The following is a 16,173-nucleotide window of genomic DNA, read 5'->3' on the forward strand; positions in this document are numbered from 1 at the left end:
CAAATGAAAACAACAAAGAGTCTGCTGCAAACCGGCGTCCTGGCGCTGTCCCTGCTGGCCACTGGCGTGATGGCCGCGGTTTCCGCCGATGAAGCCGCCAAGCTCGGCGCAAGCCTGACCCCGCTGGGTGCCGAGAAGGGCGCCAATGCCGATGGCAGCATCCCCGAGTGGACCGGCGGCCTGCCGCAGAACGCCGGCACCGCCGATTCCAAGGGTTTCCTGTCGGACCCCTTCGCCAGCGAGCAGCCGCTGTTCACCATCACCGCGCAGAACGTCGACCAGTACAAGGACAAGCTGACCCCCGGCCAGCTGGCGATGTTCAAGCGTTACCCCGACACCTACAAGATGCCGGTGTACAAGACCCACCGCTCGGCCTCCGTTCCGGCCAAGGTGATCGAAGCAACCAAGAACAACGCCACCAATACCAAGCTGGTGGAGGGCGGCAACGGCCTGGAGAACTTCCGCACCGCCAACCCCTTCCCGATTCCGCAGAACGGTCTGGAAGCCATCTGGAACCACATCACCCGCTATCGCGGCGGCAGCGTGCGTCGCCTGGTGACCCAGGCAACCCCGCAGCCGAACGGCTCCTACAGCCTGGTGTACTTCCAGGACGAGTTCACCTTCCGCGACCAGTTGAAGGACTACGACCCGAACAAGCCGAGCAACATACTGTTCTACTTCAAGCAGCGAGTGACCGCGCCTTCGCGTCTGGCCGGTAACGTGCTGTTGGTGCACGAAACCCTCAACCAGGTGAAGGAACCGCGCCTGGCGTGGCTCTACAACGCCGGCCAGCGCCGCGTGCGCCGCGCCCCGCAGGTGTCCTACGACGGTCCGGGCACCGCCGCCGACGGCCTGCGTACTTCCGACAACTTCGACATGTACAACGGTGCGCCGGACCGTTACGACTGGAAGCTGGAAGGCAAGAAAGAGATCTACATCCCCTACAACAGCTACAAGCTGGATGATCCGAAGCTGAAATACAGCGACATCATCAAGGCCGGCCACATCAACCAGGACCTGACCCGCTACGAGTTGCACCGCGTATGGCACGTGGTGGCAACCCTGAAGCCGGGCGAGCGCCACATCTACGCCAAGCGTGACTTCTACATCGACGAAGACACCTGGCAGGCCGCAGCCATCGACCACTACGACGGTCGCGGCACCCTGTGGCGCGTGGCCGAGGCCCATGCCCAGTACTACTACAACCACCAGGTGCCCTGGTACACCCTGGAAAGCCTCTACGACCTGCTGTCCGGACGCTACCTGGCCCTGGGCATGAAGAACGAGGAGAAGCAGTCCTACGACTACAACTACACCGCTGGCGAGAGCGACTACACCCCGGCGGCCCTGCGCCAGGCGGGCGTTCGCTAAGGTCTTGCAACACCTTGTATGGAAGCCGGCCTTCGGGCCGGCTTTTTTCTTGCCGGTACTTTTCGCTTGGGGCTTCTATTGGGTCACCTGAACGGCTAGGCTCGTCCAGGTTCGCGCCCCTGCAAGCACATTCCTAGAAGCTGGGTAATGACCGTCCTGACCAGTTCGCGATCCATGACAACGGCCGCCGCGCAGATGGCGGACGCGCGCTTTTTCCGCCCACCGCAGCCCGCCGGGCATGTCCCGCGTCCGCGCCTGTGCGAACGGCTCGCCGCCGGCCTCGACGGCCGCCTGCTGATGCTCAGTGCGCCGGCCGGCTTCGGCAAGAGCTCGCTGGCCATCGAGTTCTGCGAAAGCCTGCCGCCCGGCTGGCAGAGCCTCTGGCTCAGCCTCAGCGTGCGCGACAGCGACCCCGGGCGCTTCCTCGAGCGGCTGCTGGATGGCCTTCGGCAGTTCTACCCGGGTCTTGGCGATGAGGCCATGGGCCACCTGAAGATGCGCCAGCGCCACCAGCCCTTCGCCTTCGAGCAGTGGCTGGACGGCCTGCTCGATGAAGTCGCCGAACGCCACGAATCCGGCCAGCCCCTGCTGCTGGTGCTGGACGACTATCACCTGGCGCAGAACGCAGTGCTCGACCGCTGCCTGCAATTCCTCCTCAACCACCTGCCCGATGGCTGGGTGCTGCTGGTCACAAGCCGCCAGCGCCCGGACTGGCACCTGGCACGACTGCGCCTGTCGCGGCACCTGCTGGAGCTGAACGAGCAGGACCTGCGCCTCACCGAAGAAGAATGCGTGGCGCTGCTGCAGAGCCAGGGTGCCAGGCTCGACGGCGAAAACCTGGAAGGCCTGCTGCAGCGCAGCGAAGGCTGGGTGGCTGGGCTGCGCCTGTGGCTGCTGGCCGGCCAGGACACGCCGGCCAGCGGTGAGCCCGAGCAGGCCGCCCATGGCGACGAGAGCCTGATCCGTGAATACCTGCTGGAGGAAGTGATCGAGCGCCAGGGGCCCGACGTCCAGGCCTTCCTCTATGAAACCGCCCGGTTCGAGCGCTTCTGCGCCGAGCTCTGCGACGCTGTCCGCGAGAGCCACGACAGCGCCGCCATCCTCCGTCATCTGCAAGCCCACCAGGTGTTCCTGGTGCCCCTGGACGAGCAAGGCCGCTGGTTCCGCTATCACCACCTGTTTTCCGACCTGCTGCGCGCCCGCGCAACCACCAGCCTGGCGCCGTCCGGCATGCACCTGCGTGCCTGCCGCTGGTTCAGCGCCCAGGGATTGCTGGACGAGGCCGTGGAGCAGGCCTTGCGCGCCGGCCAGCCGGATATGGCGGCCTCGCTGGTGCAGAACCTGTCCGAAGAACAGCTGTTGGCCAATCAGAACATCGCCATGCTGCTGCGCTGGAAGATGGACCTGCCCGACAGCCTGCTGTCCAGCACGCCACGGCTGATCGTGCTCTACAGCCTGGCCCTGGGTCTGGCCTGCCAGCTGGACGCAGCGGAAGAGCTGGCCGCCAACCTCGCGCGCTTCCTGCCGGCACCGGATGCCCCGCAGCAGCGCAACCTGCTGGTGCAGTGGCAGGCCATAAGCGCCCTGATCGCCCGGGGCCGTGGCGATATCCAGCGCGCCGAGCATTTCTGCAGCGAAGCCCTGGCCACCCTGCCGGTGGAGAACTATGGCCTCCGTCATCTCTGCCTGTCCCTGCTGGGCAACATCGCCCTGGTACGCGGCGACCTCTGGCGCGCCCGCGGCTTCAATCGCGAAGCCCTGGAAATGGCCCAGCGCGGCGCCAACCCGCTGTTCGAATCGCTGGTCCACTACGACCGCGCCCGGGTATTGCAGGCGCGTGGCGAGATCCTGCGTTCCCAGTGCGAAGTGCAACAAGGCCTGGAGCGCCTGCGTGGCGCTGCAACGCCGCGGGCCTTCGTCGCCCGGGCGCGATTGATGCTCTACCAGGGCTACCTGCTCTGCGTGCGCATGCAGCCCCAGGCGGCGCGGGTCAGCCTGCAGGCGGGCATCGCCGAAGCCCGCGCCTGCCGCGATATCAGCCTGCTGATCGGCCACTGCGCCCTGGCCGGGCTGGAAGGGCGCGAAGGGCGCTTCGCCGCTGCCTTCGCGCAGCTGGCCGAGGCCGAGCGCCTGATGCATATCTGGGACGTGCCGCCTATCTATTACCTGGCGATGATCACCCTGTCCAAGTGCGAGCTCTGGCTGGCCCAGGGACAGGTGGAGCTGGCCGAGGCCTGGTTGCCGCGCCTGGCGGAAACCTACGCCGGCGAAACCGCCGCAGCCGCCCCCGAGTTCCATCCCCAGTTGCCGCTCTACATCGAACTGCAACTGGCCGCCCTGGACCGTGCCCAGGACAAGCCGGCGGAGGCCGAAAGCCGCCTGCGCGGGCTGCTGCAGAAAGCCGAAGGCCAGGGCGCCCACCATGTGGCGCTGATGGCCCGGCTGCAACTGGTGCAGCTGCTGCGCAGCGGCCGCGAGCGTGATGCGGTGGCCATGCTCGATCACGCCCTGGAATCCCTGCCAGGCGGTGCCCTGCTGCCTTATCGACAACTGCTGGAGCAGCATCCCCAGTGGTTGCGCGAGCAGCTGTCGCCCCGCCCGCCGGAAGCCGTGCGGGAACTCTTCGACTTGCTGCCAGGGGCGGAGGCCGTGTTGCCGGCGGACGCTGGGCCCGCGGAGGCGCTCAGTTCGCGGGAGCTGGCGGTGCTGCAGTTGATCGCCCAGGGCTGCTCCAACCAGGAAATCAGCGAGCGCCTGTTCATCTCCCTGCACACGGTGAAAAGCCACGCCCGCCACATCAACAGCAAGCTGGGCGTGGAGCGTCGCACCCAGGCGGTGGCCCGGGCCAAGGCGCTCGGCCTACTGCGCTGAAGCCGGCGGCACCGAGAGATCCAGCTTCGCGGCGGCCGGCCTGGTCGGTGCGGGCCTGGCCAGCTGGGCATCCACATCCTGCTGGATGCCGGCCAGCACCGGCAGCAGGTCGGCCATGTTGCCGCGCACTTCGCCGTAGGGATGCTTCTCCGCCAGGTCGGCGACTCGCGCCAGCAACTGCCCGCGCACATCGCCTTGCAGGTGCACGAAAAGCTCGGGCAATTGCTTGGCCAGTTCGGCGCTGTAGAGCACCAGGTCCTCGCGATTGAACTGGCGGGTCAGTCCCAGGTAGTCCAGGGCGCTGGAGGTCAGCATGGCCGCGGCCGCCTTGGTTTCCTGCAGGCCCTGCAGGCGGATCGGGCTGCCCTGTTCCTTTGCCGAGAGGGTCATCCAGAACTCCACCGTCAGGGTGAAGAGGATGGCCTGCTCGTGCAGGGAATAGGTCATCAGGCCCAGGGCTTCGGCACCATAGGGCTGCTGCGCGGCCTTGAAATCGAAGTACAGGCGCATCAGTTCCTTGAGCTGGAAGAGCACCTCGCGCGCCTCGTTCTGGCGCAGCTCCAGGGGCGCATAGATGTTCAGCTGCGGCTTGAAGTTCTCCTCGCTGACCATACGCGTGTAGATGGGGCCGGTGAACTCGCCGCTGCGCCGTGGCAGGGCATTCACCTGGGTGGTGTCGATCTTCTCCAGGGCCTGGATCAGCTGGTGGTAGTCGACGCTGTTCCAAGGGCGCTGGATGTCGGGGATCTTCTGCCCCAGGTAAAAGAGTTCGGCGGCCGGTGCGCGCAGGGCGAAAACCAGCAAAAGGATGGCCAGCGGCCAGAGCAGGGGGCGTGTTAGCGTCATCGACCAGGACAATCCTGCGGGGGAGGGCCGGCCAAGAGTAGCGAGGCCGGGATGCGCCGTCACCCGCGCCTTGGTTGGGAGCGCGAGCCTCTGAACTACCGTGCGCCGCTCTCGGCCATGGCAGCGGCGTCCCTCGACTCTCGGCGCTCTGTCGACGCTCAACCTAGGTTGGGCGCGGCTGCCCTGGCCGCGTGCTCTGATAGGCCCTCGACAACAACAATCACGAGGTGCCCCGCATGTCCGCATCCAGCTTGCCGCTGTCGCCGCCGCTCGCCGCCGGCTTCGCCCGTCTGGGCTTCGGCTCCCTGCCGCTCGACCGCCTCAAGGCGCGCTACGCCAGCGCCGACAGCGGTTCGCGCTTCATCGAGCTGGATGGCTTCAATGTCCACTACCGCGACGAGGGCAGCCGTGACAAGCCGGCGCTGGTGATGATCCATGGCGTGGTCGCCTCCTTGCACACCTGGGACGACTGGGTCGAGGCCTTCGCCCCGCATTACCGGATCATCCGTTTCGACGTGCCCGGATTCGGACTCACAGGGCCCAAGCGCAGCGGCGATTACTCCGCCGAACGGATGATCGGCATCCTCGGCCTGCTGCTGGATTACCTGGGCGTGACCCGTGCATCCATCGCCGGCAACTCCCTGGGCGGCTATATCGCCTGGAACTTCGCCCTGATCCAGCCGCATCGTGTGGACAAGCTGGTGCTGATCGACCCGGCCGGCTACCCGATGCGCAAGGTGCCCTGGATGATCGCCTCCGCCGCGTTGCCGGGTGCCACCCTGGCCATGCCCCTGTGGATGCCGCGGGCACTGCTCGCCCAGGGCATCAAGGAAGTCTATGGCGAGCCGGGGCGGATCAAGCCCGGCGTGGTGGACCGTTATTACGACTTGAGTCGTCGGCCGGGCAACCGCCGGGCGATGATGGATATCTTCCGCGTGTTGCTGAAGGTCAACAGCACGGAGCTGGAGACCAGCGGCCAGCGGGTGGCACAGATCAAGGCGCCGACCCTGCTGCTGTGGGGTGAGAAGGACCGCTGGATATCACCCAAGCACGTGCCGCTGTGGCAGCGCGACCTGCCGGGGATTCAGGTGAAAACTTACCCGGGGGTGGGGCATATCCCGATGGAGGAGATTCCGCAGCAGAGCGCGGCGGATGCGATGCGGTTCTTATTGGGCTGACTGCTCGGACTTCACTGTAGGGTGCGCTGCGCGCACCGAAACGCCTGTGCGCAACATCCGGTGCGCACAGCGCACCCTACGAAAGTGAAAGAAAACGGCCCCGAAGGGCCGTTTTCTCATCCGGGAAACCCTCAAGCCGCACTCGCCTGCGGCACATCGAACTCTTCCCGCGTCTTGTACAGCAGGTCGAGGTTGTCGTGCTGCCAGGGGTGGAAGCCCTTCCTGAAGAAGTCCAGGTAGGTCCGGATCAGCGGCCGGAAGATGCCGTTGCGGCCCCACATCCAGCTCAGGCCGTCGCGCCAGACGCGCCAGTTCCACAAGAGGCCGTCGCGCTTGAGCATGTGCGCCAGGCCACGGGTGGTGTCGAGGACGAAGAAGAAGGTGCCCATCAGCATCGCTCGGCGCAGCAGGCGGTGGCTGCCGCAGACCTGGTTGTAGACGTCGAAGGCCACCGCCTTGTGCTCGGTCTCCTCCAGCGCATGCCAGCGCCAGAGGCGCGCCATGGTGGGGTGGGCGCCGGCCATGTACTCGGGGTTCTTCAGCAGGCCGTCGGCCATGATCGCGGTGATGTGCTCAAGGGCAGCGGTGGCGGCCAACTGGCGGTAGGCGGAGAACTTCTTCTGGGTGAAGCGGATCCGCGCCTGGGCGCGGCGCTCGATGGTGCCGATGTCATAGCCCAGTTCGCGCAGGCGGTTGCTGTACTCCAGATGCTCGCGGCTGTGGTGGCCTTCCTGGCCGATGAAGCCGCGTATCTGCTCCTTCAGCAGCGGGTCATCGATCCGGTCGCGGAAGTGGCGCACCGAATCGATGAAGAAGCGTTCGCCATCGGGGAACAGCACCGACATCGCATCGAACAGGTGGCTCTTGAAGGCGTCTCCGCTGTGCCAGTGGCGCGGCAGCGGAGTGGGCAGATCGAAATCCATGTGGCGCGGACGGATAACCAATCCTTCGGGGGTGGTGCTGGCCATGGGGGCTCCTTGAGTCTATATGGACCATGGTCCCAATATCCGCTTGCCGGGTCTTGTCGGACAAGGTTATCTACTGCCAACCTTCGAGTCATATCCGGCCACAACCCAGCACAAGACGCCAATATGAAACAACCGCTGACCTTCTCCGCCGAACTGGTACCCGTCGCCTATGCCGAAGCCCTGCTGTCCCTGGTCGAGGAGTTGGGCGTTGCGCGCGCGGCGCTGCTGGCCAATGCCAGGGTCAAGCCGGAAATCCTCGGCAATCCCAATGGCCGGCTGTCATTCCTGGACTTCAACCAGCTCGCCAGCGTGGCCCTGCAGCTGTGCCGCGAGCCGGCCCTGGGACTGGTGCTGGGGCAGCGGCTGAACGTCTCCACCCACGGCATCCTCGGCTACGCGGTGCTGTCCAGCGCCAACCTCGGGTACGCGCTGCAGTTCGCCATGAAGTATTACCGGGTGCTCGGCCTGGCCTATGAGCTGGAGCTGGTGGAGCAGGGCGATTGCCTGCAACTGCGCGCCACCGAATCCTTTCCCATGGGGTCGCTGGGTCGCTTCGCCGGCGAAGGGCTGCTAGCCAGCTTCTTCAGCATCGCCCGCTTCCTGGTGGGCGAGGAATTGCGCGGTCAGCAGGTGGGTTTCGCCCATCCGGCGCCCACCTATGCGGCGCGCTATGCGACGGTATTCGGCATGACGCCGCAGTTCGAGCAGCCCTGCCACTGGCTGAGCCTGCCCAAGGCCTATCTGCAGCGGCCCATGGCCCTGGCGAACCCGGCCACGGTGCAGATGTGCGAGCAGCAGTGCGAGGCCCTGCTGGCCAGCCTGGACGTGCAGGACGCCCTGCTCACCCGTGTGCGCCGACTGTTGCTGGCACGCCCCGGCGACTTCCCCGACCTCGACAGCGCAGCCCGCACCCTGCACACCAGCGGCCGCAGCCTGCGCCGGCACCTGTCGGCCATGGGCACCAGTTATCAACAGGTGCTGGACGAGGTGCGCAAGGGTCTGGCCCTGCAATACCTCAGCACCACCCATCTGCCGTTGTTCGAGATCGCCAGCCTGCTGGGCTTCAGCGACCCGTCCAACTTTCGCCGCGCCTTCCGCAAATGGACGGGGAGGCTGCCGAGCGATTATCGTGCCGGGCCGTGAAGTCCATTTGCCAAGCGCCGCAGAGCGCTGCCGTACCGGAGATGCCCGATGACCCAGTCCACCGCCCTGATCCGAGAAACCTTCCCCGTCGGCCCCTTGCAGTGCAACTGCACCCTGATCGGCGACCCGGTCAGCAAGAAGGCCATAGTGGTGGACCCGGGTGGTAATCCGGAGCTGATCCTCGCGCGCCTGGAGGCCCATGGCCTGAAGCTGGTCAGCATCATCCACACCCATGCCCACCTGGATCACTTCCTCGCCTCCGGCGAGCTGAAGAAGGCCACCGGCGCCACCTTGCACCTGCACAAGGAAGACCAGTTCCTCTGGGACAACCTGGAAATGCAGTGCCGTATGTTCGGCGTACCCTACAAACCGGTGCCGGCGCCCGACCAGTGGCTGGCGGACGACGAGGAGCTCGCCTGCGGCTGCGGCGTGGCCCTGCACACGCCGGGACACACCCCCGGTTCCATGAGCTTCTGGTTCCCCCAGGCCAAGCTGCTGATCGCTGGCGACACCCTGTTCCGCCGCGGCATCGGCCGTACCGACCTCTGGGGCGGCGACTACGGCACCATCGAGCGCTCCATCAAGCAGCGTCTGTACAGCCTGGACGAGGAGGCGACCGTGGTCACCGGCCACGGCCCAGATACCCGGCTGGGCGACGAGATGCGGGAAAATCCCTTCGTGCGGGCCTGAACCACGGAATTTCTGCGGAGTTTGATGTCTAATTGCCCGCAGCCACACCGGCTAAACGATTTCTCAGGAGTAATGAGTCCATGTTCACCCCGCGTCGCCTGATCATCGCCGCCACCGCTTTCGCCATGCTGTCGGGCTGTGCCGCACAGGGCCCCTACGACACTCAGAGCCAGGCCCCAAGCCAGGGCGGCATGAGCAAGACTGCCAAGTACGGCGCCCTGGGTGCCCTCGCCGGCGCCGTGGCAGGTGCCGCGATCAACCATGACAACCGTGGCAAGGGCGCGCTGATCGGTGCTGCCGTGGCTGGCGCGGCCAGCGCGGGCTATGGCTACTACGTCGACAAGCAGGAAGCCGAACTGCGCCGCAGCATGGAAGGCACCGGCGTGCAGGTGGAGCGTCAGGGCGACAACCTCAACCTGATCATGCCCGGCAACATCACCTTCGCTACCAACTCTGCGAATATCGCCAGCAACTTCTACTCCCCGCTGAACAACCTGGCGACCTCCTTCAAGCAGTACGACCAGAACAACATCGAGGTGGTCGGCCATACCGACAGCACCGGCGGCCACCAGTACAACGTCAACCTGTCGCAGCAGCGCGCCCAGAGCGTGGCCAACTACCTGATGGCCCAGGGCGTCAATGGTGCCCGCGTGACCTCCCGCGGCATGGGCCCGGACCTGCCGGTCGCCAGCAATGCCAACGAGACCGGCCGTTCGCAGAACCGCCGCGTGGAAATCAAGCTGACGCCCATCCCCGGCGCCCAGGTTTCGCAGCAGTAAGGAACCGCTCCACCCCGCACAAGGCCCGCATTCGCGGGCCTTGTCGCTTCTGCCGCTCGTCGTTCGATTGCTGGCGCAACGCCGGTTGCCGCATTCCTGTCTAGACTGCGCAGCAGGGCTCCGTTGAGGCCCGGCTGAACCGTCGGCCCAGTGCCCCAAGAGGCGCGGCCGCGGCCATGGAGTGGACAGGAGCCTGCATGGACGACCGACAGTTTTCCCTACCCAACAAGTACCTGTTGCCGCTGCTGGTGGCCCTCGCCCTGATGCTCGTCCTCGGCGGCCTGGTGCTCTGGCAGTGGCTGGCTCTGGAAGCGCGCAACAGCAGCGAACACGAGCTGCGCTTCAAGATCGAGGCCGAGGAGATCGCCCAACGCGTCAACGCCCGCATGCACGCCTATGAAATGGTCCTGCGCGGCATGTCCGGCCTGATGGTCGGCAGCACCCTCGTTTCCGCCGAGGAGTGGGCGCGGGCCAGCGACCAGCTGCAGCTGCAGGATCGCTATCCGGGCATTCAGGCCCTGGCCTGGGCGCCCTACCTGAAGAAGGACGAACTCAACGAGTTCGTCGGCGAGATCTGGGACCAGGGCCGCCGCGACTTCCGCGTCTCCCCCCAGGGCCCGCGGGACGAATACATCCTGGTGCAGTACAGCAGCCCCCTGGACTGGCGCAACCGCCGCACCCTGGGCTTCGACATGCTCACCGAAGAGGTGCGCAGGCAGGCCCTGGATATGGCGCGGGATACGGGCGAGGCCAGCCTCACCGGGCCGATCAGGCTGCGGCAGGAAACCGAACAGGAAGTCCAGAGTGGCCTGCTGCTTTATATGCCGGTGTACCGCCCGGAGGCGCCCGTCACCACGACCGAGGAGCGCCGTGCTGCCCTGCTCGGCATGGTTTGCGGCGCCTTCCGTGTGCACGACCTGATGGACGGCATCCTCGGCACGCAGAACACGCTCTACAGCATCGACCTCAAGGACCTCGGCAACCCCGGCGCCCCCCTGCTGGAGCCGACCGGCAGCACCCGCCAGCCACGTTTCCACCAGGTCGAGGAGATCAAGCTGTTCGGCCGCACCTGGGCCCTGGGCGTGGGCAGCACGGCGGAGTATGAAGCGATGCTGGGCAGCAGCCGGATCGCCTTCAGTCTCTGGACCGGCCTGGCTGCCGCGCTGCTGCTCTCGCTGCTGGTGGGCGGTTATCTCTATCACCGCGAGCGGCAATTGCAGCTCAGCCAGTTCGCCACCGCCGAACTCGCCGAGCGGGAAGAACGCTTCCGTCTGCTCTTGCAGCACCTGCCGGTGGCAACCCTGATCTGCGACGCCCAGGGGCGGATCGAAATGGCCAATGCCAGCGCGGGCGATCTGCTGGCCTGCGACGCCAATCACCTCCCGGGGCAGCGTCTGCAGCGTTTCGTGCCTAAAGTCGCCGGCCTCCATCCGGGCGAAGGTGACCAGGCCCCCACTCAGCTGACGGAGGTCGAGGCATTGCAGGAGGGCGGCGAGCGCATCCCGGTGGCGCTGACCCTGAGCAGCCTGAGGCATGGCGTGGGCCGGCGCTTCCTGATCAACCTGGTGGACCTGCAGGCGCGCAAGAGCGCAGAGGAGCGGTTCCGCCTGGTGGTCGAGGCTTCGCCCAACGCCGTCGTCCTGGTGGACACCAGTGGGCGGATCGCCATGGTCAACCGCCAGACCGAACTCCTGTTCGGCTACGGCCGCGAGGAATTGCTCGAGTCTCCGGTGGAACTGCTCCTGCCCGACGCCCTGCGCGACGCTCATGTGGCGCTGCGCGAAGCTTTCCAGCGCAAGCCCGAGCAGCGGCGCATGGGCAGCAACCGCGAGCTTTTTGGCCAGCACCGCGACGGCCGCATGATTCCGCTGGAGGTGGGGCTGTCGCCGATCCGCGCCGGTCGCGAAATGCTGGTGCAGGCGGTGATCATCGACATCAGCGAGCGCAAGGCGGCCGAGCAGCGCCTGCGTGACCAGGCCGAGCAGTTGATGTTGGCCAACCGCTACAAATCCGAGTTCCTCGCCAACATGTCCCATGAGCTGCGCACGCCGCTGAACAGCATCCTCATCCTCAGCGACCAGCTGCGGCAGAACATGGTCGGCAACCTCACCGAGAAGCAGACCCGCCACGCCGATATCATCCACCGCGCCGGCAGCGACCTCTTGCAGCTGATCAACGATGTGCTCGACCTGGCCAAGGTCGAGGCCGGGCGCATGCAGCTCAAGCTGGAACCGCTGAATGTCCAGGACATGCTCGCCGAGCTGGACGGCAGCCTGCGACCCATGGCCGAGATCAAGGGCCTGCGCCTGATCACTCAGGTCCAGGCCGGCGTGCCCCGGGTTATCCACAGTGACCGGGTGCGCCTGCACCAGATACTGCGCAACCTGCTGTCCAACGCACTGAAGTTCACCGAGCAGGGCGAGGTGGAGATCTCGGTCGAACTGGACCCGACGGCAGCCACCGATGAGCGCGAGGCGCTGCGCTTCGCCGTCCGCGATACCGGCATCGGCATCCCCGAAGACCAGCACGAGCGCATTTTCCAGGCCTTCCAGCAGATAGACGGCTCCACCAGCCGGCGCTTCGGTGGCACCGGACTGGGGCTGGCCATCACCCGCCAACTGGTACTCGCCCTGGATGGTGACATCAGCCTGGAGAGCGTGCCTGGGCGTGGTTCGCGCTTCATAGTCCGGTTGCCGGTGGCGGTGGCCGCCACCCAGCCGAAGGACGAAGAGGAACCGGCACAACCGCTGCGCAGCGGCCAGGGGCCTGCGGTGCTGATAGTCGAGGACGACGTCAACTTCGCCTCGGTGATAGCGGAGGAGGCCCAGGCCCATGGCTTTTCCAGCGTCCACTGCCGCAGTGGCAAGCAGGCGATCGGCCTGCTTCAGCACGAGCGTTTCGCCGCGGTCATCCTCGACATCCTGCTGCCCGATGCCAGCGGCTGGCAGATCTACCGCCGCCTGCGCAGCCAGGCGAACCACCGCGCCACCCCGGTAAACATCATTTCTTGCGTGCCGCAGCCCCAGGACTGGAACGAGAGCGACACCCGCTACCTGGTCAAGCCGATCGCCCGCGAGGACCTGGAGCAGGTGTTCCAGGACCTGGAAGGCGGCAGCCTGCAAGTGGAGCGCAGCCTGCTGCTGGTGGAGGACGTCGACGTGGAGCGCGAGCATTATCGCGAGCATCTGGAGCAGCTCGGCTTCAAGGTGGTGGCCAGCGCCAGCGGCGAGGGCGCCCGCAAGGCTTACGCTGAGAAGGATTTCTCCGCACTGGTGATCGACCTCGATCTCCCCGACCAGGACGGTTTCGAGCTGCTCGACAACCTCGACCGCGAACGCTCCCTGGATGGTTCGCGGGTGGTGATCAACACCGGCGTCGACGTCAATCAGCAGAACCTGCAGCGCCTGCGCCGCTACTCGGCGGTGGTGGTGCGCAAGGAGGGCGAGGACCTGGGCAACCTCAGCTCGGCGGTCCAGGGATTCCTCGCCAGCGTGCGCCAGCCGCAGACCCTGCCGGACAACGCCAGGGTGATGGACCCGCTGGAAGGCAGCCGAGTGCTGCTGGTGGACGACGATGTGCGCAATATCTACGCCCTCAGCGCCCTGCTCGACGAGGTGGGCCTGAAGGTCACTGCCGCCGGCGACGGCCTGGAAGCCATAGCCTGCTTCCAGCGCGAGCCATTCGACCTGATCCTGATGGACATAGCGATGCCCAATATGGACGGCTACACCGCCACCCGCGTACTCAAGCAGGAACACGGCTGCGGCATCCCGGTGATCGCCCTGACCGCCCACGCCATGAAAGGTGACCGCGAAAAATGCATCACCGCCGGCGCCGACGACTACCTGGCCAAGCCGGTGAGTCGCCAGGAGCTGCTGGACATGCTCTACCGCTGGCTGGAAAAACCTGGAGGTCGCCATGGCGCGCCTGCAGCCTAAGGAGGCCCCTGCGGCCAACATCCTGCTGGTGGTGGACGACCGCCAGGAAAACCTTGCCGCGATGGAGGCGTTGCTGGACGACGGCGAATGGCAGGTACGCACCGTGGATTCCGGTGAGGCCGCGCTGAAATGCCTGCTGGAGGAAGAAGTCGGTCTGGTCCTGCTGGACGTGCAGATGCCGCGCATGGACGGCTTCGAAGTCGCCCGACTGATGCGCAGCAGCCCGCTGACCCGCTACACGCCGATCATCTTCATCTCCGCCATCGCCCACACCCAGGACGCCGTGCTGCAGGGCTACTCCTCCGGCGCAGTGGACTTCATCCTCAAGCCCTTCGATCCCCAGGTGCTGCGGCACAAGATCCAGGCGCTGCTGGCCCACGAACGCAATCGCCGCGACCTTCTGCTGCTCAGCCAGCAGCTGGACAGCGCCCGCGCCTTCAATGCGTCGGTTCTTGAGAACGCTGCTGAAGGAATACTGGTCGTCGGCGAGGACGGCATCATCAGCTTCGCCAATCCGGCCATGGCGCAGATGCTCCAAGGCACGGTGGAAGACCTGGAAGGCCAGCCGTTGCTGAAGCTGATAGGCCACCCGGAGATGGAAGGTGACTGGCGCGATTCGGATTTCTTCCGCCACTGGAAGCGCAACGAGACCTACCGCCTGCACGATGCCAGCCTCAAGACCCTGGTCGGCGAATGCCTGCCGGTGGCGCTCTCGTCCTCGCCGCTGCCGCGCCTGCAGCGCTCGATGGTGGTGATCGCCCTGGACATGTCGGTGGTGCGCCAGCTGCATGCCCAGCTGGAGTCCCAGGCCATTACCGACGCCTTGACCGGACTGCTCAACCGCCGCGGTTTCCACAAGGCGCTGGAGTCTTCCCTGGCGCGCGTCGAGCGCAACGGCAAGCGCATGGCGGTGCTCTACCTGGACCTGGACGGTTTCAAGCTGATCAACGACTCCCTCGGCCACGATGCCGGCGACCGCATCCTGCGGCGGGTGGCCGAGCAATTGAAGAGCTGCCTGCGCCCGTACGACATCCTCGCGCGCATGGGCGGCGACGAGTTCACCGCGTTGCTCGATACCCTGGACCACCCCGAGGACGCCGCGCGAGTGGCGGAGAAGCTGATCGAACTGATCTCGGTGCGCCACCGCATCGAAGGCATAGACGTCACCCTCGGCGCCAGCGTCGGTATCGCCTGCTTCCCGGAATGCGGGCAGAGCGTCGACGGCCTGTTGCGCGCCGCGGATATCGCCATGTACGAGGCCAAGCGCGCCGGCCGCCAGCAGTACCGCTTCTACTCGCCGGAGATGAACGGGCGGGCCCGCTCCCGGCTGATGCTGGAGGAAAGCCTGCGCAACGCCATCGAGCAGAAGGACTTCCACCTGGTCTACCAGCCGCAGATCCACATCGAGACCGGTCGCCTTCGCGGTTTCGAGGCCCTCCTGCGCTGGGAACACCGGGTCGCCGGCACGGTGGCGCCCAATGTGTTCATCCCGCTGCTGGAGGAAACCCGGCTGATCAACCGACTGGGCGGCTGGGTCCTGCGCGAGGGGGCGAACCAGTGCAGCGCCTGGGGACCGGGCTTCGGCGATGGCCTGATCGTCAGCCTCAACGTCAGCCCGGTGCAGTTCGGCATGCCGCAGCTGGTGGACGACCTGCGGCGCGTGCTGGGCGAGTTCAGCCTGCGACCCGCGCAGCTGGAGGTGGAGGTCACGGAAAGCGCGCTGATGCAGGACCTCGAGCTGACCCGCGAACAGTTGCGGCAGTTACGCGCCCTGGGGGTGCGGATCGCCATCGACGATTTCGGCACCGGTTACTCGTCCCTGGCCTACCTGCGACATTTCGAGCTGGACACCCTGAAGATCGACCGCCTGTTCATCTCCAACATGCTGGAGTCGCGGCGCGACGCCGCGGTGGTCAGCACCATCATCGACCTCAGCCGTCACCTTGGCCTGGAAGTCATCGCCGAAGGGGTGGAGACCATGGCCCAGCGCGACTGGCTGCGGGAACATGGCTGCACCTTCATGCAGGGTTTCCTGGTGGCACCGGGCCTGCCGGTGGCCAAGGCCGAGGCGCTGCCGCGGGTGGTGGACTGGAATGCCTTGCGGGAGGCTGCTGCCGATACCCTCTCCACCAGCCCCGCTCCCTGAAGAGGAAGCGGCACGCCCGGATACGGGGCTGCCGCCTGTGGGGGCGATTTCAATGGCTCTGCTCCCTCTTGTGGGAGCCAGCTTGCTGGCGAAGAGGGGGTATTTCGCGAGCAAGCTCGCTCCTACGGGGCTCCAGGCTCGTCGATTGATACCTGGCCAACGCAGACACCGCCATTTCAATTACCAGGCAGACGCACTTCAGCACCACGCATACCCCAGCCACCAGGCCTACACTTCACCTGT

10 protein-coding genes are annotated in these 16,173 nt (G+C 66.2%); 8 read left to right on the plus strand and 2 right to left on the minus strand.

The window, feature by feature from the left end; genetic code table 11:
- Nucleotides 1–3 precede the first annotated feature (3 nt).
- Together E8F11_RS18430 and E8F11_RS18435 are read left to right on the plus strand one after the other, a co-directional pair.
- Nucleotides 4–1,371, plus strand: a complete 1,368-nt coding sequence (locus tag E8F11_RS18430; RefSeq protein ID WP_280290284.1) for a DUF1329 domain-containing protein — start codon at nt 4–6, stop codon at nt 1,369–1,371.
- A gap of 147 nt (nt 1,372–1,518) precedes the next feature.
- Entirely contained in the window at nt 1,519–4,242 is a 2,724-nt protein-coding gene (locus tag E8F11_RS18435; RefSeq protein WP_280290285.1) for a LuxR C-terminal-related transcriptional regulator, read from the plus strand.
- Here the strand turns inward: E8F11_RS18435 and E8F11_RS18440 are convergent.
- Nucleotides 4,231–5,088, minus strand: coding sequence for a hypothetical protein (locus E8F11_RS18440; protein ID WP_280290286.1), 858 nt, complete (start codon nt 5,086–5,088; stop codon nt 4,231–4,233). The genes E8F11_RS18435 and E8F11_RS18440 overlap by 12 nt on opposite strands.
- A gap of 236 nt (nt 5,089–5,324) precedes the next feature.
- Here E8F11_RS18440 and E8F11_RS18445 point away from each other — a divergent pair, with 236 nt between their 5' ends.
- Nucleotides 5,325–6,266, plus strand: coding sequence for an alpha/beta hydrolase (locus E8F11_RS18445; protein WP_280290287.1), 942 nt, complete (start codon nt 5,325–5,327; stop codon nt 6,264–6,266).
- Between the two features lie 131 nt (nt 6,267–6,397).
- Here E8F11_RS18445 and E8F11_RS18450 read toward each other — a convergent pair whose 3' ends face one another.
- Nucleotides 6,398–7,234, minus strand: coding sequence for a metal-dependent hydrolase (locus E8F11_RS18450; RefSeq protein WP_280290288.1), 837 nt, complete (start codon nt 7,232–7,234; stop codon nt 6,398–6,400).
- A 123-nt stretch (nt 7,235–7,357) separates the two neighbouring features.
- Here E8F11_RS18450 and E8F11_RS18455 point away from each other — a divergent pair, with 123 nt between their 5' ends.
- The 5 genes from E8F11_RS18455 (at nt 7,358) to E8F11_RS18475 (ending at nt 15,930) form a co-directional block, all read left to right on the plus strand.
- Nucleotides 7,358–8,377 (plus strand): AraC family transcriptional regulator, encoded by a 1,020-nt coding sequence (locus E8F11_RS18455; RefSeq protein ID WP_280290289.1) that lies wholly within the window; start codon nt 7,358–7,360, stop codon nt 8,375–8,377.
- Nucleotides 8,378–8,425: 48 nt separating this feature from the next.
- Complete coding sequence (locus tag E8F11_RS18460; RefSeq protein WP_280290290.1) at nt 8,426–9,067, plus strand: MBL fold metallo-hydrolase; 642 nt, start codon at nt 8,426–8,428, stop codon at nt 9,065–9,067.
- 80 nt (nt 9,068–9,147) lie between these two features.
- Entirely contained in the window at nt 9,148–9,846 is a 699-nt protein-coding gene (locus E8F11_RS18465) for an OmpA family protein (RefSeq protein WP_280290291.1), read from the plus strand.
- Nucleotides 9,847–10,043: 197 nt separating this feature from the next.
- Nucleotides 10,044–13,784: a CHASE domain-containing protein gene (locus E8F11_RS18470; protein ID WP_280290292.1), complete on the plus strand. Its 3,741-nt coding sequence runs from the start codon at nt 10,044–10,046 to the stop codon at nt 13,782–13,784.
- Entirely contained in the window at nt 13,765–15,930 is a 2,166-nt protein-coding gene (locus tag E8F11_RS18475; RefSeq protein ID WP_280290293.1) for an EAL domain-containing protein, read from the plus strand. Before E8F11_RS18470 ends, E8F11_RS18475 begins: the two co-directional genes overlap by 20 nt.
- The last annotated feature ends 243 nt before the right edge of the window (nt 15,931–16,173 follow it).

The organism is Pseudomonas sp. BN417 (genome assembly GCF_029871205.1).
In the GTDB taxonomy this organism is placed as follows: domain Bacteria; phylum Pseudomonadota; class Gammaproteobacteria; order Pseudomonadales; family Pseudomonadaceae; genus Metapseudomonas.